This is a genomic window from Lutispora saccharofermentans (genome assembly GCF_024363565.1).
GTDB classification, from domain to species: domain Bacteria; phylum Bacillota; class Clostridia; order Lutisporales; family Lutisporaceae; genus Lutispora; species Lutispora saccharofermentans.
This window is the reverse complement of sequence record NZ_JAJEKE010000026.1, coordinates 25,016-48,564: the sequence shown is the minus strand read 5'-3', so window position 1 is coordinate 48,564 and position 23,549 is coordinate 25,016. Positions and strand designations below refer to the sequence as shown.

The window sequence follows — 23,549 nt, the reverse complement described above, 5'->3', positions numbered from 1 at the left end:
ATTCTTCTGATATACTTTATATCGTCCATTGATAACATCCTTTCTGTTCCTCCTTCAGTTCGTTAGACAAACTAAAGGATAACTTAAATTGAGGAGTGTTACAATGGACTTTTTGCATCGCAGACCGTTACACTTTTGAACTGCACTTTGTTACACTTTTATATTACATTAAACAAGCAAAGAGTTCATAATAAACATACCAACAAAGGAACAGCTGGATAAAATACATATTTGCGGTACTATCTCAGGGCGGAATGAAGATAAGTATCAGAAGGCATCCTTCACACCGCTAAAGGGAAACCAGGTCGACAGCTATTTTATAGAGGAATGCCCTGTAAATCTTGAGTGTCAAGTAGTACATCATATTGACTACGAAGGCAGTCATAAGTGGTTTATTGGAGAGATAAAAGAAGTTCATATAGATGAGAATTATATTCGTGATGATGCATTAATGTTTTGGCTTGGACAGTTTAGAACCGTGGGTGGGATAATTGAAGGGGCCAGCAATGATGATCTTTTAAAGAAATGACTTTGATAGATGAAGCGAGCATTATTTATATTTTTCAAAAGGAGAAATTAATTATGATAGAGAAAATGAGCGATTTTTTTACCGCGCGAGCAGATGGGTATGATGCTCATATGCTAAACGATGTAGAAGGGTGCAAAGATGGATATGTGAAAATGGCAGAATTATTGCCTGATGCGGTTACTAATATTTTAGACTTAGGCTGCGGGACGGGCTTGGAGCTTGATGAAATATTTAAAATTTATCCCAATATTAAAGTGATAGGTGTTGATTTAACAAAAGCAATGCTGGACAGGCTCAAGCAAAAACATCCCGATAAGGATCTGACGCTTATCAACGCAAGTTATTTTAATTATAATTTTGGAATCGAAAAATTCGATGCAATCATATCCTTTCAAACTATGCATCATTTCCCTCATGATAAAAAGATAGAACTATATTCAAGGGTTTATTCAGCATTAAAGCCAGGCGGAAGATATATTGAATGTGATTACATGTTGATTGAACAAAAAGATGAGGACTTTTTATTTAAGGAGAATGAACGAATACGAAAAGAGCAAAATATTTCGGATGATGAGTTTTATCACTTTGACACGCCCTGCACAATATCCAATCAAATTGAAATGCTGCGCAAGGCAAGATTTGAGAAAGTTGAAATGGTCTGGCGAGTGGAAAACACGACGATAATTGTTGCTGATAAGACAATTATATGAGCGTTGCTCTAAGGTGAAAGGAAGGAGTTTTGGAAATGAATTATAGGGTAGTTGAGGCCCATCAAAGCAATTATCCAAAGCCCATCACCATCAAAAAAGGTACGAAGCTGAAAGTCGGGAACAAATATAATGGGCCAGAGAATTGGGAGAACTGGAGATATTGTTACACATTGGATAATGAGATGAATGGGTGGATTCCGGAGCAGTTGCTTGCTATTGAAGATGGGCATGGAACAATCTTGGAGGATTATACAGCGAAGGAGCTAAATGTTGAGAAGGATGAAATAGTAGAAGGCATAAGAGAACTTAATGGGTGGTTATGGTGTGTGAAACTTACAGAAAGAGACGAAGGATGGCTGCCAAAAGGGAAGTTGATTAACTGCTAATTGGGTTCAATGATTACTTTATAAAGAAAAGTAATGTTATACAAGGAGGACTACTTAATGATGATTAAAAAAATTTTATTATCCTCTTAACGCAGGGTATTTGCTGATATTAAAACGTTAAACTAAGAAAATGGGGTGTTAAAAATGCTAAACTTAATAAAACCACAGAGATTAAGAAAAGGTGACAAAGTCGCTGCCGTAAGCCTTTCTTGGGGTGGTGCAGGAGATGCCGATTTACGGTGGAGATATGATCTGGGTAAAAAGCGATTAGAAGAACAATTTGGATTAGAAGTTGTAGAAATGCCTCATACATTAAAAGGGTCTGAATATCTATACAAACATCCTGAGAAAAGGGCGGAAGATTTTATGAAGGCTTTTTCAGACCCATCTATAAAAGCAATTTTTTCGTGCATTGGCGGAGAAGAAAGCATTAGGATGTTGCCTTACATTGATTTTAACATAATTAGAAATAATCCTAAAATTTTTATAGGATATTCTGATAGTACAATTGCACATTTTATGTGTATAAAAGGCAATCTTTCAAGCTTTTACGGGCCTTCTATTTTGGCAGAGTTTGCGGAAAATATCAAAATATTTGATTATACGAAATACTGGTTTGAAAAAGCACTGTTCAAAAACTCTGCTATTGGCAATATTCCTGCAGCAGATATGTGGACCGGTGAGCGCATTGAATGGCTCGAAAAGAATAAAAATATAGCTAAAACAATGAAAGCAAATCAAGAATATGAGTTTATACAAGGAAGTGGAAAAGTGCAAGGCCGCTTAATCGGTGGTTGTATAGAAGTGCTTGAAATGATGAAAGGGACTTCCTTATGGCCATCTATTGATGCATTTAAAAATTCCGTTTTGTTTTTTGAAACCTCAGAAGATATGCCGGAACCCACTTATATAGAATATTGGTTAAGAAATTATGGAAGCCAAGGGATTCTACAAAATGCAAGAGCAATATTATGGGGAAAGCCTTATCAGGGAAAGTATTATGAGGAATACAAAGATGCAATTATAAAAGTAGTTATAAATGAACTCGGGTTAACAGACTTCCCTATAATTTACAATATGACATTTGGACATAACCAGCCAATGATGTGTCTGCCTTATGGAGCATTAGCTGAAATAAATTGTGACAAACAAACTTTTTCGATACTTGAATCAGGCGTAATCTAATCTTATCAAAAATTTAAAATTACCATAAATGTTTATATTTTGTGAGGTGGTTAAGGTTGAAAAAAGTATTTATACTTATGACCGGGCTGATTTTGTTAATATTTTTATCATCCTGCAGCAACAGCGATAAGCAAGATTTCTATGGCACATACACATTTGAGAAGGTAAGTTATTTATCACCTTTATCGTCTTCAACCATTGACTATATGAATGAAAGAATGGCAGGAAGTAAATATACTATTGAAGCGGATTTATTCAAAATTGAATATACAGATAAAACTGTTGAAATCAATTCTCCCAATTATGTAAAGGAAGAAATCCAGAACGATTTATCTCCATTAGATGATGTTAAATACCAATATACCATATATAGTAAGGATGGGGACAAAACTAATTGGAGATTATATGCTTCTTCAGCTTCCATGTATATCGCTTCATATGTGGATAATACTGCAGACGGTTCGGAGATTATCATGAGCGTATTTAAATTGTCAAAGTGATTAGCAGCCTTGATCGAGCGAAGCTAGAAGAGTTTTATGGACAGATTTTCTAGAAAGCGTCTTTTAGCATACGAAGTAAGAAAGGTGCAGAAGTTGCAAAACGAAAAAATCTCAAAGGAGTAAGGGTTATGAAAGATAGGCTTTATTTAAACACCCACGATCCAAATGCTGCCGCAGTTGCGAAAAAAAGCGGCTTTGGCATTGAACTGGATGACTATGTGTACTTTAATGGCATAGAACAAGATGAGGGCAAAGCGCTGTTTGATCGTTGTGCTGAGCTGATTAAGGGATGCAATAAGCTGTTTTTTCACGGAACTATTCTTGGGACGGATTTGAAGATGCTTGCAGAGGCATCCCCATCAGATATCATAGAATTATGCAACCAATCTTTTGTTATCGCAAAGTCGTTTGGAATCAGCCATATAGTATTCCACTCGGATTATATTCCAGGCTACAGCAACAGGCATGAATGGCTTCCTCGATCTATAGCCTTGTGGCAAGAGTATATGTCGGACAAGCCGGAGAATTTACATGTTTACATTGAAAACTTTTTGGACAATAATCCTGATATGATGGCAGAACTTTGTGAGAAAATCGATGATAAACGAGTAATGCTTTGCTTGGATACAGGTCACGCTTGTTCTAATTCAAATGTGGATGTTGTCGATTGGATAAGCAGTTGTAGCAATTTTATTGGTCATGCACATATACATAATAATGATGGGAATTGGGATTATCACTGGCCGCTGGGCAAGGGCATTCTTGATATGGAGCAAATCCTTCATCGTTTTGAGTCAAAAATACCGTCGGATATAACCTATACTATTGAAGCTGATTATTCCCTATCGCTGGAATGGCTTTCAGCACATGGATTTCTTGCAGATATGAATTATTGGTGAGAATGAAGATTCTATAATAGAGATGAAAATAGAATTGAAGTGATTGAGCTTAATGGAGTTAATAAATTGATTATTCGTGAAGCTGAAATGAAAGATGTATATTCCATTGCTAAGATTCAAGACGTCCTTTGTAGTATTTATGTATTTAAAAGTTCATAGATAAGGATGTGTTTAAATGGATGTTGATAAATTAAAACGCAAGCTGAGGGAATTGAAAAAAGTCGAAGCCAAGATACGCTTTGAGCATATTTCAGACACTACTCCTAAAAAGTATGTATGGGATGAGTATTTTTCTACAAAATCGATTAATGAATTGACTGTCAAGTACCCTATCTGGAAATTGCTCAAATTCGATAAGCAGGCATTGAAGGAGGCTTTTGAAGAATATTTTTACAGCGTATATTTTCAGAAGTATAAAGATATGGGATTGGAATTTGATGAAATACAAGATCCTGGCGTTTTAAGTTATTTTGGGCTGGCACCCGGAGCTTCTGTTGACGATATAAAGAAGAAGTTCAGGGAGTTAGCTAAAAAATATCATCCTGACTGCGGGGGCAGCGGTGAGAAAATGATTGAAGTATTAGATGCTTATCATAGATTGATGAATAAGTAATATCAAAGCCTTATTGCATAGCCTCGATTATGCGTTATGATATATATTAGGAATATCATTTATAAACGGAGGTTTGAAATGGAGACGAGTATAGTTAATAAGCTTGACAAAGTATTAAATAAAGCAATTGATAATAAAAAAGTATTTGGTTCAGTTATTAATATTGAATCAGCTGACGGTGAGTTTTCATGGATAAAGGCAGCAGGAAAAATGGAGACAGATACCCAATATGCTATAGCCAGCATTACAAAGATGTATACTGCGGCAGTTATTATAAAATTAATAGGAGAAGAGCTGTTGTCTTTTGATGATACTATTGATAGTTTCTTTCCAAAAGAATATCTTTCAGGGCTGCACATTTACAAAGGGAAGGAGTATACCTACTCTATTACCATCAGACAATTACTGTCCCATACAACTGGTTTACCCGATTGGTATACAGAAAAAAATGTAAAGGGCAAGTCATATTTTGATGAAATGTGTGAAAAGGATAGGGCATTGACTTTTGATGAAGCGCTTGAAAGAACCAAAAGCTTAAGCCCTCATTTTATAAACGGAGCAAAAGGCAAAGCATTTTATTCAGATATCAATTTTGACTTGCTTGGGGAAATTGCAAAAAAAATTGCTAATAAAGAACTGGAATGCATTTATAATCAGTTTATTATAGAACCACTGCGATTGGAGCACACCTCTTTAGGCAAAGCAACAAGTATCTTCGCACCAATTTATTTGAATACAAATCCTTTGAATCGTCCTTTATTTGTGGCGTCTGCTGGAGCATCAGGCGGTATTGTTTCAACAGCGCAAGATACCATGAAGTTTTTAAAGTCATTTTATACGGGAAAGCTTTTCAATAAATCTTACTTGCCGATGCTCTATCAATGGAATCGGATTCAATGGTTTCCCATGGAATATGGTATGGGCATGATGAGATGTAAAATGTCAAGATTAATGTCACCATTGTTTCCTGCTCCTGAGATCATCGGACACTCCGGTTCTACGGGAACATTTGCTTTTTACTGCCCGTCTAAAAGCTTATTTATAACAGGAACGATAAATCAAATAAACAAACATCCTTTTCAATTGATATATTTATTGCTGCATTGTTTTGATTAAATTGCATAACCGCACTTAATACACTTTATAAACTGAGCCGCAGCTATGAAAATAGCGAATTAACATAGGAAAGGGGTAATCTTTTGAAAAGAATAATCGGCATGATGATTTCAGTTTTTATAATAATTTTGTTACTCTCATCCTGCTCTTCTAAAGCTGAGGTTAATATTGCTTCTTTGAATGGTTCTGGCGAAAATAATGAGGAAAGCCCGGATATTTCGATTCAATCACCAATGACATTATCAAATAATGATATGCTTCCTATCAATGGGCAGCATCAATATTTAAGGTTGAAAATGGTTAAGGGAACATACTATGAGGATTGGAATCCGGGAGCATACATGGGTACGCTGTGGGAGGGCTATTACATTATCGAATTGGCAGACGAATTGGGCAATACTATCGCCCAAACAGACCTAAGCAAAATATACGATGAGCCGTTGCTTTTTAATTCTCAATTTCAAATTGAATTTGGTGATTATAATAATGATGGCAATATTGATTTTACGATAGGCCAGTATGCCTCAAGCAATGGCAGAGATTATAAGTTATTTACATTGGGAAAGAATGGGAGGATAGAGGAACTGCCAATTAACGGCTATTCCTCATTGTTTATAAGCAATACGACAGGATACTACTCTACAAAGCTTACAGAAGGCAATAATGGAACATTCAAGATAGAGTATTATGATAACTCAAAAGGAGAATATTTTGAAGATGCTTTTGAATGGAACGGAAAAGAATTTATCAAGATTGAAAGCCGTGAAATCAAAGGCAATTGAGCATTTCGCATTTTAGCACTTATGTGAAATTGCTGATTGAGACATCAGTTGAAAAGTTTGAAATAAGTATGATTTATATATAGGAGATAACAAGATGGATAGAAGTAAAAAAATAATTGCAACTATATTATGTGTATTTATGATTGCGAATGTTTGGACGACGATGTCGCTGAAAAAACAAGTGAAAAATTTGCAAAATGAGATTGGAAGAATGCATTCTAATCTAAGCAATACAGTTATGAATACGGGCCAAGGTATAAATAATTTGAGAGATGATTTGGTAAGTAAAATCGAAAAGGGTGAAAGCCTGCTGTCATGCTTTGAAACAGAGGCCGAGTATAAAAACGGACAGCTTGTATTTACCGTTAAAGTTGCACCAAAAGAGAAGCGAACTGACGAAATAATATTTCTGTCTTTAGGAGGCGAAAAGAAAGAGACTATTTCCGTCAATGGTTTAGAGTATACGGCAGCCTTTGCGCTTAAAATGCCCCAAAAGATTATTCCCACTGTTTCATTTGAATCATCAACAGGTGTCAGGCAGGAAGTTCTGCCTGAAATATATCCAGATGAACTGCTTTCCTTAGGTTATGAGAGCAGTTGGGAAATGGAAAGCAATTCTTTGGAAAACAATAATGAGATGTTTATGCTTAAGATATATACTCTCAATGAAAATTCACGCTCTTTGCTAAGCGAGACACCTGCTGCCACAATTGTGATTCAAGATCTTTTTACAGATGCTGAGATAGGCCGCAAGAAAATACAACTGACAGAAAGCAAAACATTAGGTTTTATTTCCTTTAATGCAGATTTAAGCGAATATCAAAAAAAGAAAGATGCATTCACTATATGGATAGAGATTAAGACAGAGGGCGGTATTTTTTATCGTGAACAAGTTGCTTCTTTTAACTATGAGGGGGAGCATAGCTCCGGTACAAGCAGCGGGACAGGAGTATTATATCCTGTTTGGTAATATTATCTATTATGTAAATAGTGAAGAAAGATAAGTGGATTATTGCGTTCAATATGATTGGGATGGATGCTATTTTAAAAAAATGATGTACATAATTTAAATATGACATACTATTGTCAAATATAGACCGGTAAAATTGGGTATAAGAACAATCCAGAGCAATAAAAGCTAAACCTCAAGTAAGGTTTGATCATCAAAGATATTAAAAATAAGGGGTGATATACTGTGTTTTCAAAGTATGAATGCGATATCATAGAAAAGGGAATCGATATCTCGTGGACAACCTGGGGGAAAATGCGCGATTCCACATTAAATTTAGGTGAGGTATGTTATGTAAAGTCTGACAATAACGAAGGACCGGAAAGAATATTTAAAATAAGATTTTGCGGCGAGGATATAGATGAAAAGATAATGAAAATGATTTCGCACATAAAGGCTGGTATTATGCCGCACTCCATGCTGATAACACCTAACACGACTCCTATAAACCTTGCTGAAATACTGGCTAAAAAAGGATTCTCCATAGATGATTCCGATCCGTGCATGATGTTGGAGCTAGATGATTTCAACTGTCAGGAAAACCTAAATGAGGACATTGCAGTGCTGAAGCTTGAAAAAGATGAACTATTGCCGGAATGGGTAAAGATCGTAAATGAAGGACTGTTTGGATGTGAGCTTATAACCGTAGATCAATTTACGGATATTTTCGAGCTTGGCAACGTACATTTTTATATTGGATTGCTGAACAACATACCGGCATCAGCTTGCATGACAATAAAAGACAGCGATACTTCTGTATTAGAAATGGTAGCCACACTAGAGCAATACCGTCATAAGGGTCTGGCAACTGCTGTAATAAATAAAGCTCTTGATGATTTGAAAAAATCCGGCATAAAGACAATTTCCCTAAGAGCTGAAAAAGATGGTGTTAATTTATATAAGCATTTAGGATTCAAAGACTGTTTTAAGCGGATTGTTGCATCATGTGATTGGGATAAGGTGTATAAGGATTCATGCCCATGTCGTATTGACGATGAAACGATTGCCCGGGCACAAGATATATTTTGCAATAGCCGCGATGTCAAAAGCTTTATCAATAAAATGAATGAACAGCATGTCATAGGGAAAACAATTTGGTACAATGAGCGAGAAAATGCAGTCTATATTACAAAACTCTATTCATGTGAATGTGGGAGCGATTGCAGTACAAACAATTGTAATATCAGGCAGAGATGCCATTGTGAGTATGTCAATGACTTAAACTGCGACCTCCCAATTTCATATTGTAAATGTGCAGCCACTTTTTTTGAACCGCTTTTTGCCCCATTATTTGGGAAGAATATCTCAATAGAACCGGTTGAAACAGTATTGTCAGGGAGTGAACAATGCACTTTTAAAATAGCAATATAATGCATAGTAACGCAGATGGTGATAAGGTATTATTATATATATCTATTTGGAGGTCTGGAATGAATATTATATCTGTATTGGAAAACCCGGAATATACACAGAAGGCATTCGAATATATTTTCTCAAAATGGGGCAGTGAGAACACGTATAATGTATACAAAGATAATATATCACATTGTGCTGTTCCCTTTCCGAATTGGTATTTGCTTATGGACAAGGGCAGTCCGATTGGCTGTGCCGGATTGATTTCCAATGATTTTATCAGCAGGGGAGATTTATATCCATGGCTTTGTGCCCTATATATCGAAGATGATTATAGAGGCAATGCTTATGGAAATCTGCTGATAGAGAAAATAAAGAAGGATGCCGCAAAATTTGGTTTTAAAAACTTATATCTATGTACTGACCATATCGGATACTATGAGAAATATGGTTTTTCTTACATTGCCGATGGATACCATCCATGGGGTGAAAGCTCCCGGATATACCAAGCAGCACTCGTTTAGCAATACAAATCTAATATACAATCCGGAGCGGAGCTCTTTGATTGCATGAGTTTCATGCATATGATAATTACTCATTCCGGCAAAGCACGATTTTGAAATGCCGGGTATATAAGCGTTCATGATGAATTATAACCTATTATATCAGCGGTTCTTATATTTTATTAGTGGGTGATATGATATGTCAAAGCTTGTTTTATCTCATTTAGAGAGTCTTGAAAGTTCCATAAGGAAGCATGCCGGTGCGGATATATGGGAGCTGGTTAAGGATGATTTAAAAAGCATCAAAGAAAATAGCAAACTAGAATATGTTGCCATAAAGATGCAAGAAGCTATTAATACTTTGATTAAAGCTGTTGATGAGAAGGCTTTTTTAAACATTATGTTTGAGCGTGGTTGCTATTGTGCTAATTCTCATATGAATGATATAGAAAAGAAGAGAACTGAGTATATAAAGAAAGGATCCATAGATGAATATATTGATTCGCTAGTCAATACTAAAACTCCAGGATTATATTATTTCAGAGATGGAAAAGAGCTTTATTTAGCATACAAGACTAGAGAGCTTAAAGTAGGATGTTATTGTCCTCTGCTAAGAAAGCTTTCTGACGGGGCTTTATTGCCTCAGGCATATTGTGAGTGCTCCAGGGCTTTTGTACAGTATACATGGGAAAGAGTGCTAGAGAGAAATGTCACAGTGGAGCTTGAAGGATCTTGCATGTCAGGAAAGGGAGAATGCAGGTTTAAAATAACTGTCTGAAATTGTAGGTTATATTGCTCCTCTATCAGTTCTTACATATGACATATAGCTGTTATAACTCAAATTATTACATTGGCAAGCGTTATTATTGCAATTACTATGACAAATGAAACAGAGCTTCCGAATATTGGATTAAAAATGGAGGATTAATATGCACGGGACTAACAGATGCAAACTATTGAAAATACAAGAAACAGATTATGAAGAGGTAAAAAAGCTCTATACTGATGAGAGAGTAAGGCAATTTTTAGGTGGAATCGTTGAGGAACAAATATATAGAGCTAAGTTTACTGATATGTGCGATGTAAATAACAAGGGATTGTATTGGGTGATCAGACAAAAAGATAGTGATCAATTTATCGGATTAGTTTCTCTTAGTTTGCATCATGATAGTATAAGCACGGAAATTTCATATCAGCTGCTGCCCGGTTGGTGGGGATGCGGATATGGAACAGAGGTAGCTCAGGGGATCATCAATTATGCATTTAAAGAATTAGGCTTGAAAAGAGTAGTGGCAGAAACGCAAACAGCCAATAAAGCATCATGCCAGATGCTGAAAAAAGTTGGAATGAGCTTAGAGGAAACGATAGAAAGATTTGGTGCAGAACAATCAATATTTAGTATTATGATTGCAGCTGCAACTGAAGAATAAGAAGCTTAAATAGCTGGAATACTTATGCAGAAAAAGAGGGGAAAATTATGAAATGTGAAACTTATGAGCTAAATTATTTGAAAAGATACAAGTATGTAGTAATAATAGGAAAGTACCGCGGGAACTGGATCCTATGCAAACATAAAAAGAGGGACACATGGGAAACAGCCGGCGGGCATATAGAAGCAGGTGAAACTCCCATGGACGCCGCCAAAAGAGAATTGTTTGAAGAAACAGGTGCCGTTTCATTTGATATAAAGCCTGTATTCGATTATTGGGCGGCAGATGAAACTTCGGAGGCAAACGGAATGGTTTTTTATGCGGAGATAAATGAACTGGGAAATTTGCCGGAAAGCGAAATGGAAAGGATAGGATGTTTTGAAACATTGCCGTCCAATCTGACATATAAAGATATAACCCCTAAGCTGTTCGAATATTTATCAAATAACTTTAGACAGATCATGTAGATATGAAGAGTCCTGATATATTGAAGGCAAAAAGTGAAGAGAGGTAAGCCTATGAACAAAATTCTTACTGTTCCGAAGGAAATACACAATGATTCACGGGTGCTTTATGCAGGAAATCATTACATAAGCATACCTGCAATAAGCTCTGCTGATGCATCTATCAGGAGCTTTAATATCATAAGCATGTTCAATAAGGGGTTGGTTGAGCTGGCAGGTGAAGAAGCTTTTTTATCCTTGGAGCTTTATAAGGGAGACAGGCCCCTTGATGTAGAATCTGTAAAAACGGAAATCGAGCTGAATTACATACCCTTGTTTCACATTAAGCTTGGAGGGGGACTGGAGGTAAAGGCAAGGATATATGCGGATATCAATGAAAAGGGCCTCATATATGAGCTTGAAAGCTCTGAGGAGATATATGCCGCGCTTGTTTGCAGGGCTGAGAGATTGAGCTTGCTAAGGTTCAATTCCCATAGCATCGATTTCAAAAAGGAAATCAAGGTAGACAAATGGTTGGAAAATCCGGCTATGAATATCTATTCTTACAATGTATCCTTCAGCATGGCTTTTGGCGGAGATAGGAATTTCAGCTTCAAACAGGCGGATGATGGAAAAGGTTTGAGGCTTAATTTGTATCTCGAAAAAGAAAACAAAAATGCATTTTATTTTGCCGTAAATTCCGATATGGACGGAGCTTCTACAACGCTTATTCACCTGAGGAGAAAAGGCTTTCATGATATTTATTCTCAGCTTGCCGGCTGGCTTAGGGAAAAGCAAATAGCTTACTCTAAGGACCCAAAACTAGAGAAAATCATCAATGAGAATCTTTTTTTCAATTACTTCTTTTCAATAGGAAAGGATATGGGAAGCGATCAATATGTGGCGATGACATCAAGAAGTCCGAGATATTATGTATCGGGCGCCTTTTGGGAGAGGGACAGCTTTTTGTGGTCCTTCCCCGCGATAAGGCTTGTTGACGAGGAACTGTATTTGAAGCTTTCAAGAGAAATGATATTGATGCATGGCAAAAATGCCGGAGATCATGCACATTACATAGATGGAACAGTGCTGTATCCTGGCTTTGAGCTGGATGAGGCAGCCAGCTATTTTATACTGATTAAAGATATTGAAGAATACGATGAGGGATTATTGAGAACGCTGGATACAGTTTATAAACGCATTGAGAGGGAATATGACGGTTCAACAGGTCTTTACAAGACGTTTTTGCTGCCTTCGGATGATCCATGCATGTACCCCCTGGTAACCATTGATAATGTAATATTGTGGAAAGGCTTTATCAATCTCCTTGAAGTATATGAGAAGCTAAATATGCTTGACAAGGTCGAATTGCTGCGAAAAAGGATTGAGGGCATACGCAGCGGGATATATGAATACCTTGTAGGAGAAGTAGACGGAGCGAAGATGTTTCTGTGGTCGACAGACGGTAATGGCAATTACAGGCTGTACAACGATCCACCGGGAAATTTGGGGCTTTTACTCTATTATGGCTTTGTAGATGAAAAGGACGAAATTTTTCAAAATACTATTAAATATTATTACTCTAACCGCTATAAGTATTATTATGAGGAAAGCAGAATAAGAGAGCTTGCTTGCGATCACCATCCCAATACGCCTTCCGGCTTGGGATTGTGCGGCAGTATATTGAATCCAATGATGCGCAGCCAGGCCATTTCTTGGCTGATGGAGGCTGAGATGGATTATGGACTTTTATGTGAGAGCTTTGACAGAGACACTGGCGAGGCCCGCACAGGCGTTGGCTTTGCTACGGGAAGCGGTTATCTCGCTTTTGCTTTGCACCATGCTTTGATTGGAGAGGATTGATATGAAGGCTGCCTCTGTGGTATTCAAAGAAAGGGATGCGGAGGAACTGCAAAAAGGTCATGCATTGGAATATAAGATCAAGGAATGGCTGGACAACTGCATGAAGGAAAGTGCGGATATAGTTGTTCTTCCGGGGCTTATAGGCTGTATATATGCAGATGGTGGAAAATATCTGGATGCTGTTTTGAAAATATCACTGGAATATAAAGAATTGTATATATGTCCGGGCAGCTATTTTGAATATCAAGGAGGAGAGACCTACCACTCATCCTGTGTTTTGATGAGCGGGAACATATGCCTGGCTCAAAGGCAGCTATACCTGGCAAAATGGGAAAAAAAGCTTGGCTTGTCCCGAGGTGAATATGCGGCAATTAGGGACATCAATAACATTAAGACAGCCATAATGCTTCCCACAGACCTGTTCTATCCCCAGGTATCCCGGCATCTGGCCTTATCCGGTGCGGATCTGGTGCTGGCACCGGCAGCCATTAGGGGTGGGACTAATGCATCTTTTCAGCTAAGCGGCTTATGGCAGAATGTGCAGCAGAATCTTTTCTTTGGCGTAGAGTCGGGCTTTAAGGGAAGATTGTTTGACAGCGATTTTTACAGCCGCTCCATAATACATGGCCCTCTGGAAATGACGGACAGAGAAAATGGGTTTATAAAATTTGAAAGCAATGATTGTATCGATAATATCATAACTGCCGAATTGGATAATGAGAAAAGAAAAAAAGCTGTAAAGAAATTCGATACTCTTGCCAGCTTAAATATAGGTTTGTATAAGGATATTTTCAGGTGATTGCCATGGGTAACTTTATTGAGCTTTGGTTTAAAAGAAAATTGAATGAAAATAGGATAGTGAAGCATATAGATTTGGCAAAAGGTCCAAAAAAATCGGAGATAAGCACGCCAGGCTGCGATGCTTTGGTCTCTTGCGTGCAAAGAAGCATTAGCCTTGTGGGCAGTGTGGAGGAGTATATAGATATGCTGGAAGGCTTTGTTTCCATAGCAGCAGGTAGAGGCAGCATCATCATTGCCTTTCCGGAGTATAATTTTTTTGACCTTTTAGGGCTTTTTCCCGGCTTTAAGCTCATAAATGCATTTTTGAATACTAAAAAGGCCGGAGCTTCAGACAGAGGGGGCACGGGTGGGAGCAGTGGGTTGATGCACAGCTTTTTTTATGCCGTTTCAAAGCCTATACAAGAGGCTGTTGAATTAATAATGTGCCTTTTGGCAAAAAAATACGGAATATATATCTATACGGGCAGCTATTTTATTAGAGAAGGCAATGGCTTATATAACGGGGGCTCCCTTATATCAGGAAGCGGTAAAATGATCGGCACCCAAAGGAAGCTTCATCTCACTGATTTTGAGGAGCTTTTGGGAATAAAAAGAGGCAATTCCTTTGAGGCATATTCCCTGGATATTGGCAGAGTATGCTGTCCGGTATGCATGGATGCCACCTATTATGAGACATTCAAAATTGCCAGGAATCTGGGGTGCGATATAGTTATTCTCCCTATCGCCAATAATGAAGAATATAATCTTTATAGAGCGATGAGAGGGATTTGGCCTAGAGTGCAGGAATCCTGCGTCTACGGAATAAAGCCTTCTTTGAACGGTTGGTTGTTTGGGCTGCATTTTACGGGAAAAGCAGGTATATTTGCGCCCATAGACTTAACGGATAAAAGAAATGGCGTCATATCAATTGCTAAAAACCACGAAGGCGATGAGGTTGTTACAGGGTGCATAAACCTGGAAGATATTTATCAGTTGAGAGAGGAGGCTGAATACTCAGGGGACATAAATCCTGTGTTTGAAAAAGATTATTATGAAAAAACCTATGGAGGAGGTTTTGAGGATGAGAAAGAATAAAAATTTCATCATGTTCATGTATGCCATGGGTTACTTGGGCATATCCATATTTACACAGACTACGGTCAAATGGTATCAATACTTTTATACTCCGCCGGAGGGGAACAAAGGAGGGCTTCAAATCCTTGTGCCTGTTGGAATGATCGGCTTGGCCATGGTCATAGCAAGGATATTTGATGGCATATCGGACCCTCTGGTAGCTTACTATTCGGATAAAACAAAGAGCAGATTGGGGAGAAGGATTCCCTTTGTGCTTTTCGGGTCTTTGCCTCTGGCATTGACGTTTATACTGCTCTGGTTCCCGCCTGTAAATCATGAATCAACAACTAATTTTATATACCTTACAGCTATGCTCAGCCTATTTTTCATATTCTTCACCATCGTGGTTGCTCCCTATCTAGCCCTTATCAACGAGATGTCAAAGACAAACAGTGACAGAATAAAGCTTACCACTATGCAGGGCCTCACCCAGATAATAGGCGTAATGGCGGCAGAGGCAGGTTCAGGTGTTGTTATGAATCTTTACGGCTTCAGAACCATGGGGATCGTAATGGGAACCATAGCCTTTTTGTCGCTGATACTGACTCCCATATTTGTCAAAGAAGATTTATCGCTGCAGGACAGCGTTCCTGCAATGGGCTTATTGGAATCAATAAAACTCACTTTAAAAAATAGAAATTTTGCATTCTATTTGGTATCTTATATTTCCGTCTGGTTCGGTATAAATACCCTGACCATTACTATGCCTTATATAGCCGAGGTATTGCTGGGAGTTTCAGCGGAATATTCAGGGTATATGATTGCCGGTGCCTTTATTGCAGCATTGCTGTGCATGCCTTTTCTTCCTAAGATTACAGTTAAATACGGGAAGAAAAAAGTTCTTATGATGACTTCTGTACTTTTTGCTCTTATTCTTTTTCTTACAGGATTTTTCGGAGTTGTCCTGCCGCTTAACATTTCTTTTGCCATAGTGATTCTGGCAGGCATACCTCTCTCAGTCATATTTGTGATTCCAAATGCAATGATAGCCGATATTGCTGAGCTGGACAGCATTGAAAAGGGATTGAGAAGGGAAGGCATGTTTTTTGGCGCTCAAGGGCTTGTGATCAAGATAGTCATAGGCCTGTCCTCCTTTGTAACACCGCTGCTTTTCGGGCTGTTTGGCTACAGCTCCGCAAGGCATTTAGGAATACAGCTTGGGGGGCCTATAGCAGCAGCAGCCATAATGATAGGCTTGATATTCTTGAAAAAGTACTCCATATCTTATTGATATTTCCTTAACCTTCCATGAAGTTTCTGCATATGATGTAATGATTCTTTATGGAAGAAGGTTGATAAAAATGAGACATTTATATGGGCAGCCTTTTGTTTGTCCCATGAATCCAAACTACATTTGCCCGATGTATAACAATATGAATCCATACATGTCAGACGAAGTATTTAGAGACGAAGACATGTATGACTATGAAGAACTATATGAAGATATGGATGAAGATTTTCGTGAAGATGAGTATATGCGCCAAAGCCCTCAGGACATCAATCGAATAATGGAATTGATAAACAGGGAGTTTGCCAATTACTATGCAGAGCTTCAAAGATATGGTGTGCAACGATTTGTAAGCCTTAATATTTTCAGGGCTGTTGTAAGCTACGTTTTGAGAAATGAGAAGAATTACACGGGTACGATCGAACAAAGAACAGATCAGCTTTTTAATGCGATACGCAGGGATATGCCCTGGATATTTACTATTCTAAGAGGATTTGGTGTACCAAACAATCGCATCAATCAGATAATCAGGGATATAATTCGTTTTACACTCCAGAATATCAGTCAGGGAGTACCGACGCCACCGACGCCGCCGGCAACCGGCTGGAGTGGATGGGAGGACCTGGGAGGCGTTTTGACATCTGCGCCTGCAGCGGCATCCTGGCAGCCTAATCGCCTTGATATATTTGGCAGAGGACAGAATAATGCGCTTTGGCACATATACTGGAATGGTTCCCGTTGGAGCGGATGGGAAGACTTAGGCGGTGTTCTGACTTCTTCTCCCGCAGCAGTATCCTGGGGTCCCAATAGAATAGATGTATTTGGCAGAGGGCAAAACAATGCATTATGGCATAAATGGTGGGATGGAGCCCGCTGGAGTCAATGGGAAGATCTTGGCGGTGTATTGACTTCAGCTCCTGCAGTAGCTTCTTGGGGACCCAACAGGTTGGATGTGTTTGGCAGAGGACAGAACAATGCATTATGGCATAAATGGTGGGATGGCACCAGATGGAGTGATTGGGAGGATCTTGGAGGTGTGCTGACCTCTGCTCCGGCAGCAGTATCCTGGGGACCTAACAGAATAGATGTGTTTGGAAGAGGGCAGAATCAATCGCTATGGCATAAGTGGTGGGACGGTACCAGGTGGAGTGATTGGGAAGATCTGGGCGGAGGAGCTATAAGCTCAGGGCCTGCAGCCTCATCAACAGGCGTGAACAGATTGGAAGTCTTTGCGCGAGGCCCAAGGAATGAACTGCTCATGAGAACATGGAACGGAACCAGGTGGAGCGGTTGGCAATCCCTTGGAGGCATCATCACCTCAGAGCCTGCGGCAGTATCTTGGGGCGGAAATCGCCTTGATGTATTTGGAAGGGGCCAGGATAATCACCTTTGGCATATATGGAGACCTTAATATATCGGGGCCGGCAGAAGTGCCGGCCTTTTTTTACTTGGCTTTTCATACTATATCGACAAAATGTTGCAATAAATGGTATAATTTTTAGAAACGCCGGATAGATAGCAGCAAAACTTGAAGGAAAGGATGAGTGATGATATGCCTGCTAAAAGTACAAGCTTTATCAAGCTGATGAGTAAAAAAATTATAGTTATGATTACCTTGATCTGCCTATTGATGCTATTTCTCATGATGATCATATTTTTTATGAACCAAAGCAGCAAAGACGAATATGTATTGATTGATGTGTTCGGCAGGCAGCGGATGCTTACTCAACAGCTGTCCAAAGATGCAAATCGTAAATATGCAATATTGCAGTCCTTGCGAAATGGATCTTTGATAGAAACAGATGAGGCCCTTAATGATAGAACTTTGCTATTGAATAATTCTTTAGCCAAAGCGCATAATGAATTTTCAAATACATTGTCTTCCTTGCGTACCGGATACCTGGAAAAGGGTGACATATCAATAAATCTCAAGAATTCAATTGATAAGATGGGTTCAATCATTGAGATCACGGATGATGCATGGGATGGTTTCAGTCAGGCTGTTCGTGAAGTCATAGGAAGCAAGCAAGTGGATAAGCAAACTGCCGAAGCCCTAATATATATTAATACACACGAGGAACAATTGCTGCAGTATAGTGATGAAATAACCCAGGGCCTTATAAACCTTCACAAGAAGAATGCAAACCTTATCATAATGATTGCCTTTGGGCTGTTTACCGCTTTATTGATTTCATTGCTGGTATTGATATTCCAACTGTATAAATATATCGTAATACCTTTGAATGAACTATACATAGGCATTAACAACATTGGGTCGTTAAAAAAGAGTGCAGGCATATCCATACCGACTAAAAATGAATTGACACCGGTAATCAAAGAAGTGGACGAGGCCTTCGGCAAGCTGAATAAGCTCATCGAGTTGATAGAAAATATCAATCATGATACCTCCTTTGAAGGAATACTTAAGTACATATATACATCCTTTTCAGAATTCATTCCCTATTCTCACATAGGGATAGCATTGCTAAAGGATAACGGAAAAGCTGTAGAAGCCTCATATGGGATTTCAGATCCAGCATTGGACGGCTTGCCCAAAAAGCTGGTGGGCATAAAGGCCAGACTTGATGAAACCAGCTTGAAAGGTATTGTAACTAAAGGAATTCCGAGGGTAATCAATGACCTTGAAGAGTATACAAAGAACAGCAATGCCCTGTACAATAAAATTTTACTGGAATCTGGAATAAGAGCTTCTATAACCTTGCCTCTTAAGCTGAATAATAAACCTGTGGGCATTATATTTTTCTCAAGTACGGTTAAAAATACATACAAGCAGCATCATATAGCTTTTTTGGAGACCCTTTCCAGCAGTATAGCTATTAGTTTAAATAAAAATATTTTTATAGACGAGCTTTTATACAGTACGGTTTTGGCCCTTGCCAAAATGGCCGAATCCAGAGACGAAGACACGGGAGATCATCTTGACAGAATGAAGCAATATGCAGCAAAGCTAACAGAATTTTTGCTTGAAGATGATGTATATTCAGATGAAATTTCAGTAAGCTTTATAAAGGAAATAGAAAGATTCAGCCCTATGCATGATATCGGCAAGGTGGCTATAAGAGATGAAATACTTCTAAAACCCGGAAGGCTTACTCATGAAGAGTTTGCCGATATGAAGAAGCATACGATTTATGGAGCAGAAGTATTGAGAACCGCTGAAGAAAATATGGCAAAGCAAAACAGAGGTTTATTCAAGACAGGAATTGAAATTGCAGAGGGGCATCATGAGAAATGGGACGGCACAGGCTATCCTTACAGCAAATCAGGGAGCGATATTCCATTGAGTGCCAGGATAGTAGCGGTTGCAGATGTCTTTGATGCTCTAACGAGCAAAAGACCCTATAAGGAAGCCTTCTCTTTTGAGGAATCATTTAATATGATAATTGACGGAAAGGGCAAGCATTTTGATCCTTATATCGTAGATTCCTTTATAAAGCATAAAGGAGAAATATTTGAAGTATACAATAATTTTAAGGACATTGATCAAAAATAGACAATGACAAAAAAGGAATTTGAATATGGCATGTAGAATCTATAAATAAGCATTAGCAGTAAGGATGATATTTATGTTTGAGCCGGATAGCTACGCCAGAAAATTTACGGACATGATGTCCGAAGGCTTTATATTCATAGATACAAAAGGGAAAATACAAATCTACAACAACAAGGCCAAAGAAATTTTCGGTATCACATACATTTATGGAATAAGTCATAGCGCCGGGAAAATCGAAGAAGGAGATATAATCATCATTGGCGATAATTGTCTTGGCAAGGATGATGGAAATATGACGCCTGAGGCTTTAAGCTGCATAGGCATCAGGGATAGCGGGATCCAGAACGGAGATGCACTGATTGCCATAGGGACATATAAAAGCGGAAAAGGTGAGAAACCGGTTTACAGGCATATCACACCTGATTATGATACCAAAGCATTGGAGCTTGGTTATACTTACCTTGACACTGAGATATACGGGATCATAGACTTTAAAAATAAATTTATAAATTTGGAAGTAAAAAAAGAAAAATATATCATGGACTATATCAATAGCATCGGACATATTGTAGTTATAGATGGAAATACAAAAAAACTGAAATTTTATCAGACCCATGGCTATACTGCCAGAGGTGAAGGATTATACGACCTGCTGATGGGGAAGAGATATAGGGCTAAGGGTGATTCGGAATTTTTTGATGTCATCGGGAAGGACATCTTCGAAATCCATAAAGGCGGCTCGACCATTGAGGAATTCTATGAAGCAGCTACAGGAAAAGATATAAGCTATGTAAATGAGTTTAAGGAAATAAACGGCAGGCCTACTATTTGCACTTTGTCTCCGGTAAATAAGGATGGAGGCCGAGTAGGGGCCGTGCTAAAGGTTGAAGATATTTCTGAGATCAAAAAGGCTATAAGGGAAAGAGACGAGGCCCTGCTCAATCTGGAGCAAATGGAGAGAAGGTTCAGAGAAGAAGAAAGTGCAAAGAAGCTGATGCCCGAAATAATCGGAGAGAGCAGAGAGATTATCGATGTAAAAAGACTTGCTATCAAGGCATCAAAGACCAATTCTACAGTTCTTCTGCTGGGAGAAAGCGGAACGGGCAAAAGCCTGCTCGCAAGAGCCATACACGACAGCAGCAAAAATAAGAGCAGACCATTTATCCATGTGAATTGCGGTTCTATACCCGAAGCCTTGCTGGAAAGCGAGTTATTCGGATATGAAGGGGGTGCATTTACCGGTGCCAGAGCGGCAGGCAAGGCAGGAATGTTTGAACTGGCGCAGGGCGGTACTATTTTTTTAGATGAAATAGGCGAAATCTCCTTATCTTTGCAGGTTAAGCTTCTTCAGGTTTTACAGGATAAAACTTTTTTTAAGATAGGCGGTAATAGAAATATAGAAGTAAACGTAAGAATTATTGTAGCTACTAATAAGAATCTTGAGGAAGAAATGTTAAAGGGAAGATTCAGGGAGGATTTATACTATAGGATTAATGTTTTTCCAATATGGATACCGCCCTTGAGAGAGAGAAAGGGAGATATTTATCCCTTGGTTCAAAATATGCTGCCTTTGATATGTTCCAGGCTCGGCTGCGAAACAAAGCGGATATCCGGAGAAGCTCTGAGCGTGCTGACAGGATATGAATGGCCGGGGAACATCCGGGAGCTTGAAAACATATTGGAGAGGGCAGTGAATCTTGCAGAGGGAAACACAATCCTGTCAACCCATCTGACCATTGATAGGATAATGGATTATGCAAGACCAAAAATGGCGGATATAAGACCATTGAAGGAAGTCATGGATGAAGCGGAAAAAAGAGCTATTGCCGAAGCGATATTGATCAGCGGCGGTGATAAGAAAGCCGCTATGAATGCATTAAAAATAGGCAAGACAAGCTTTTATGAAAAAATAAATAAATATGGAATATAATAGTCCGGAATATCGGAAACAGTCCGATATTCCGGAAAACAATAAACAGAACCTGCACGCCTTAAAAACACTCATTTATAATATATAAAAACACTTTTTCATTCTTTTTAATAACATTTCTAGAAAACCAGTCCGAAAAAACGGAAAGTTAACTGCTTCTTTTAACCTTTTTACAACCTTGGTCATATTGGCATGATAATTGCAAAATCTTATTCATATTACACTAATATATTAAGGAGTTAACATTATGAATAAGATGAAGCAAACAAACAATTATATGTTCGCAGGCTATGATACTGTGGAATTGGCAAAAAAATACGGCACACCCCTTTATGTGCTTTCTGAAGAGAGCATAAGAAGCAGATGTAAAGAGATAAGCACTGATTTCTTGGGGAAATATGAAAATAGCAAAGCCGTTTATGCCAGCAAGGCGTTTCTAACCATGACCATGTGCAAAATCATTGAAAGTGAAGGCCTAGGGCTGGATGTGGTATCCGGAGGAGAATTATATACTGCAATAAAAGCAGGCTTTCCCATGGACAGAATTATGTTTCACGGCAACAACAAGAGCTATGATGAGCTCGAGATGGCAATCAATAATGAAGTAGGCAGAATAGTAGTTGACCATATAGACGAGCTCTATTTTATAGAAGAGATTGGGGCCAGAATGGACAAAACGGTAAAAATACTCATAAGAGTGGCGCCTGGGGTGGAAGGGCATACCCATAAATATATAACCACAGGACAGAAGGATTCTAAATTCGGCATACCCTTAGATAAGGTCACTATTGATGAAGCCGTATCAAAGGCTATTGCAAGCAAACATATCGAATTGATGGGCTTTCACTTCCATATCGGCTCAAATTTGTTTGAGAACGATTCATATGTCGCTGCCGTAAAAACAATTATGAATCTTTATAAAAGGCTTAAGGATGATTTTAACTTCGTTGCAAAAGAGTTAAATACAGGCGGAGGCTTTGGAATATATTATACTGAGAAAGACTGCGTAAAACCTTTGAAATATTTCACAGATGCCATCATGAAAGCTATATATGACTGCTGCCAGGAGCTTGATCTGGATATGCCGGGAGTAATAATAGAACCGGGCAGATGGATAGTAGGCGAGGCCGGAATCACACTGTATACCGTAGGTGCCGTTAAAGAAATTCCCGGGATTAGGACCTATGCCAGCGTGGACGGAGGCCTGCCGGATAATCCGAGACCTGCATTATACAGCGCTGAATATAAGGCTGTAGTAGCCAACAAATACGGTTTAAAGCCTGATAGATTGGCGACCATAGCAGGCAGATGCTGTGAGACAGGCGACATATTGATTTGGGATCTTGAGGTGCCGGAAATAAAAAGAGGAGATATACTGGCAGTGCTGAGCACAGGAGCATATAACTATTCAATGGCAAACAACTATAATAGGATACCAAGACCAGCAGTGCTCTTGCTGAGCAAGGATGGTGAAAAGGTAATAGTAGAGAGAGAAACCTATGAAGACTTGTTAAGAAAAGAGGTAGTGCCGTTTTAACTAAACCAAACCGCTCCTAAGCTAAGGCCCCTATAAGGGTGATTAGTTAATAGGATAAATTCTTGCAGTGTGTTGCCGAATCACAAGGGAATTTAAAAATGAGGA

At 38.7% G+C, this 23,549-nt stretch carries 23 protein-coding genes; all 23 read left to right on the top strand.

Annotated elements, in window-relative coordinates; genetic code table 11:
• The first annotated feature begins 187 nt into the window (after positions 1-187).
• On the top strand, positions 188-529 hold the full coding sequence (locus tag LJD61_RS20845; RefSeq protein ID WP_408615912.1) for a flavin reductase family protein: 342 nt from the start codon (positions 188-190) through the stop codon (positions 527-529).
• A gap of 50 nt (positions 530-579) precedes the next feature.
• The gene (locus tag LJD61_RS19220) at positions 580-1,239 is read left to right on the top strand and encodes a class I SAM-dependent methyltransferase (RefSeq protein ID WP_255229202.1); all 660 of its coding nucleotides are present in this window, start codon (positions 580-582) and stop codon (positions 1,237-1,239) included.
• Between the two features lie 35 nt (positions 1,240-1,274).
• A complete protein-coding gene (locus LJD61_RS19215; RefSeq protein ID WP_255229201.1) occupies positions 1,275-1,625 on the top strand; it encodes an SH3 domain-containing protein in 351 nt (116 codons plus the stop codon).
• 144 nt (positions 1,626-1,769) lie between these two features.
• Positions 1,770-2,810: a S66 family peptidase gene (locus LJD61_RS19210; protein WP_255229200.1), complete on the top strand. Its 1,041-nt coding sequence runs from the start codon at positions 1,770-1,772 to the stop codon at positions 2,808-2,810.
• Positions 2,811-2,866: 56 nt separating this feature from the next.
• Positions 2,867-3,310, top strand: coding sequence for a hypothetical protein (locus LJD61_RS19205; protein WP_255229199.1), 444 nt, complete (start codon positions 2,867-2,869; stop codon positions 3,308-3,310).
• A gap of 128 nt (positions 3,311-3,438) precedes the next feature.
• Positions 3,439-4,209 carry a sugar phosphate isomerase/epimerase family protein gene (locus tag LJD61_RS19200; RefSeq protein WP_255229198.1) on the top strand — a complete coding sequence of 257 codons (771 nt, stop codon included), beginning with the start codon at positions 3,439-3,441 and terminating at the stop codon, positions 4,207-4,209.
• Between the two features lie 175 nt (positions 4,210-4,384).
• Positions 4,385-4,822: a J domain-containing protein gene (locus LJD61_RS19195; RefSeq protein WP_255229197.1), complete on the top strand. Its 438-nt coding sequence runs from the start codon at positions 4,385-4,387 to the stop codon at positions 4,820-4,822.
• 78 nt (positions 4,823-4,900) lie between these two features.
• Positions 4,901-5,938 (top strand): serine hydrolase domain-containing protein, encoded by a 1,038-nt coding sequence (locus LJD61_RS19190; protein WP_255229196.1) that lies wholly within the window; start codon positions 4,901-4,903, stop codon positions 5,936-5,938.
• A gap of 83 nt (positions 5,939-6,021) precedes the next feature.
• Positions 6,022-6,720, top strand: a complete 699-nt coding sequence (locus tag LJD61_RS19185; RefSeq protein WP_255229195.1) for a hypothetical protein — start codon at positions 6,022-6,024, stop codon at positions 6,718-6,720.
• A 94-nt stretch (positions 6,721-6,814) separates the two neighbouring features.
• Positions 6,815-7,690 (top strand): hypothetical protein, encoded by an 876-nt coding sequence (locus LJD61_RS19180; protein ID WP_255229194.1) that lies wholly within the window; start codon positions 6,815-6,817, stop codon positions 7,688-7,690.
• 225 nt (positions 7,691-7,915) lie between these two features.
• Positions 7,916-9,100: a GNAT family N-acetyltransferase gene (locus LJD61_RS19175; RefSeq protein WP_255229193.1), complete on the top strand. Its 1,185-nt coding sequence runs from the start codon at positions 7,916-7,918 to the stop codon at positions 9,098-9,100.
• A 59-nt stretch (positions 9,101-9,159) separates the two neighbouring features.
• On the top strand, positions 9,160-9,606 hold the full coding sequence (locus LJD61_RS19170; RefSeq protein ID WP_255229192.1) for a GNAT family N-acetyltransferase: 447 nt from the start codon (positions 9,160-9,162) through the stop codon (positions 9,604-9,606).
• Between the two features lie 178 nt (positions 9,607-9,784).
• Entirely contained in the window at positions 9,785-10,363 is a 579-nt protein-coding gene (locus tag LJD61_RS19165; protein ID WP_255229191.1) for a hypothetical protein, read from the top strand.
• 151 nt (positions 10,364-10,514) lie between these two features.
• Positions 10,515-11,015: a GNAT family N-acetyltransferase gene (locus tag LJD61_RS19160; RefSeq protein ID WP_255229190.1), complete on the top strand. Its 501-nt coding sequence runs from the start codon at positions 10,515-10,517 to the stop codon at positions 11,013-11,015.
• 47 nt (positions 11,016-11,062) lie between these two features.
• On the top strand, positions 11,063-11,482 hold the full coding sequence (locus tag LJD61_RS19155; protein WP_255229189.1) for an NUDIX hydrolase: 420 nt from the start codon (positions 11,063-11,065) through the stop codon (positions 11,480-11,482).
• A 51-nt stretch (positions 11,483-11,533) separates the two neighbouring features.
• Positions 11,534-13,321, top strand: a complete 1,788-nt coding sequence (locus LJD61_RS19150) for a glycoside hydrolase family 125 protein (protein WP_255229188.1) — start codon at positions 11,534-11,536, stop codon at positions 13,319-13,321.
• A gap of 1 nt (position 13,322) precedes the next feature.
• Entirely contained in the window at positions 13,323-14,120 is a 798-nt protein-coding gene (locus LJD61_RS19145; RefSeq protein WP_255229187.1) for a carbon-nitrogen hydrolase family protein, read from the top strand.
• A 5-nt stretch (positions 14,121-14,125) separates the two neighbouring features.
• Complete coding sequence (locus LJD61_RS19140; protein ID WP_255229186.1) at positions 14,126-15,196, top strand: nitrilase-related carbon-nitrogen hydrolase; 1,071 nt, start codon at positions 14,126-14,128, stop codon at positions 15,194-15,196.
• Positions 15,183-16,466, top strand: coding sequence for an MFS transporter (locus LJD61_RS19135; protein ID WP_255229185.1), 1,284 nt, complete (start codon positions 15,183-15,185; stop codon positions 16,464-16,466). The genes LJD61_RS19140 and LJD61_RS19135 overlap by 14 nt, the downstream gene beginning before the upstream one ends.
• A gap of 70 nt (positions 16,467-16,536) precedes the next feature.
• Positions 16,537-17,874, top strand: coding sequence for a DUF346 domain-containing protein (locus LJD61_RS19130; protein ID WP_255229184.1), 1,338 nt, complete (start codon positions 16,537-16,539; stop codon positions 17,872-17,874).
• A gap of 141 nt (positions 17,875-18,015) precedes the next feature.
• Positions 18,016-19,977 carry an HD domain-containing phosphohydrolase gene (locus LJD61_RS19125; RefSeq protein ID WP_255229183.1) on the top strand — a complete coding sequence of 654 codons (1,962 nt, stop codon included), beginning with the start codon at positions 18,016-18,018 and terminating at the stop codon, positions 19,975-19,977.
• Between the two features lie 73 nt (positions 19,978-20,050).
• Positions 20,051-21,907, top strand: a complete 1,857-nt coding sequence (locus LJD61_RS19120; protein ID WP_255229182.1) for a sigma-54 interaction domain-containing protein — start codon at positions 20,051-20,053, stop codon at positions 21,905-21,907.
• A 247-nt stretch (positions 21,908-22,154) separates the two neighbouring features.
• Complete coding sequence (gene lysA / locus LJD61_RS19115; RefSeq protein WP_255229181.1) at positions 22,155-23,444, top strand: diaminopimelate decarboxylase; 1,290 nt, start codon at positions 22,155-22,157, stop codon at positions 23,442-23,444.
• The last annotated feature ends 105 nt before the right edge of the window (positions 23,445-23,549 follow it).

Coding starts and splice junctions, on each gene's coding strand:
- LJD61_RS19215 (WP_255229201.1), top strand. CDS start 1,275: ATGAATTATAGGGTAGTTGAGGCCCATCAAAGCAATTATCCAAAGCCC.
- LJD61_RS19210 (WP_255229200.1), top strand. CDS start 1,770: ATGCTAAACTTAATAAAACCACAGAGATTAAGAAAAGGTGACAAAGTC.
- LJD61_RS19200 (WP_255229198.1), top strand. CDS start 3,439: ATGAAAGATAGGCTTTATTTAAACACCCACGATCCAAATGCTGCCGCA.
- LJD61_RS19195 (WP_255229197.1), top strand. CDS start 4,385: ATGGATGTTGATAAATTAAAACGCAAGCTGAGGGAATTGAAAAAAGTC.
- LJD61_RS19190 (WP_255229196.1), top strand. CDS start 4,901: ATGGAGACGAGTATAGTTAATAAGCTTGACAAAGTATTAAATAAAGCA.
- LJD61_RS19180 (WP_255229194.1), top strand. CDS start 6,815: ATGGATAGAAGTAAAAAAATAATTGCAACTATATTATGTGTATTTATG.
- LJD61_RS19170 (WP_255229192.1), top strand. CDS start 9,160: ATGAATATTATATCTGTATTGGAAAACCCGGAATATACACAGAAGGCA.
- LJD61_RS19165 (WP_255229191.1), top strand. CDS start 9,785: ATGTCAAAGCTTGTTTTATCTCATTTAGAGAGTCTTGAAAGTTCCATA.
- LJD61_RS19160 (WP_255229190.1), top strand. CDS start 10,515: ATGCACGGGACTAACAGATGCAAACTATTGAAAATACAAGAAACAGAT.
- LJD61_RS19155 (WP_255229189.1), top strand. CDS start 11,063: ATGAAATGTGAAACTTATGAGCTAAATTATTTGAAAAGATACAAGTAT.
- LJD61_RS19150 (WP_255229188.1), top strand. CDS start 11,534: ATGAACAAAATTCTTACTGTTCCGAAGGAAATACACAATGATTCACGG.
- LJD61_RS19145 (WP_255229187.1), top strand. CDS start 13,323: ATGAAGGCTGCCTCTGTGGTATTCAAAGAAAGGGATGCGGAGGAACTG.
- LJD61_RS19140 (WP_255229186.1), top strand. CDS start 14,126: ATGGGTAACTTTATTGAGCTTTGGTTTAAAAGAAAATTGAATGAAAAT.
- LJD61_RS19135 (WP_255229185.1), top strand. CDS start 15,183: ATGAGAAAGAATAAAAATTTCATCATGTTCATGTATGCCATGGGTTAC.
- LJD61_RS19130 (WP_255229184.1), top strand. CDS start 16,537: ATGAGACATTTATATGGGCAGCCTTTTGTTTGTCCCATGAATCCAAAC.
- LJD61_RS19125 (WP_255229183.1), top strand. CDS start 18,016: ATGCCTGCTAAAAGTACAAGCTTTATCAAGCTGATGAGTAAAAAAATT.
- LJD61_RS19120 (WP_255229182.1), top strand. CDS start 20,051: ATGTTTGAGCCGGATAGCTACGCCAGAAAATTTACGGACATGATGTCC.
- lysA (WP_255229181.1), top strand. CDS start 22,155: ATGAATAAGATGAAGCAAACAAACAATTATATGTTCGCAGGCTATGAT.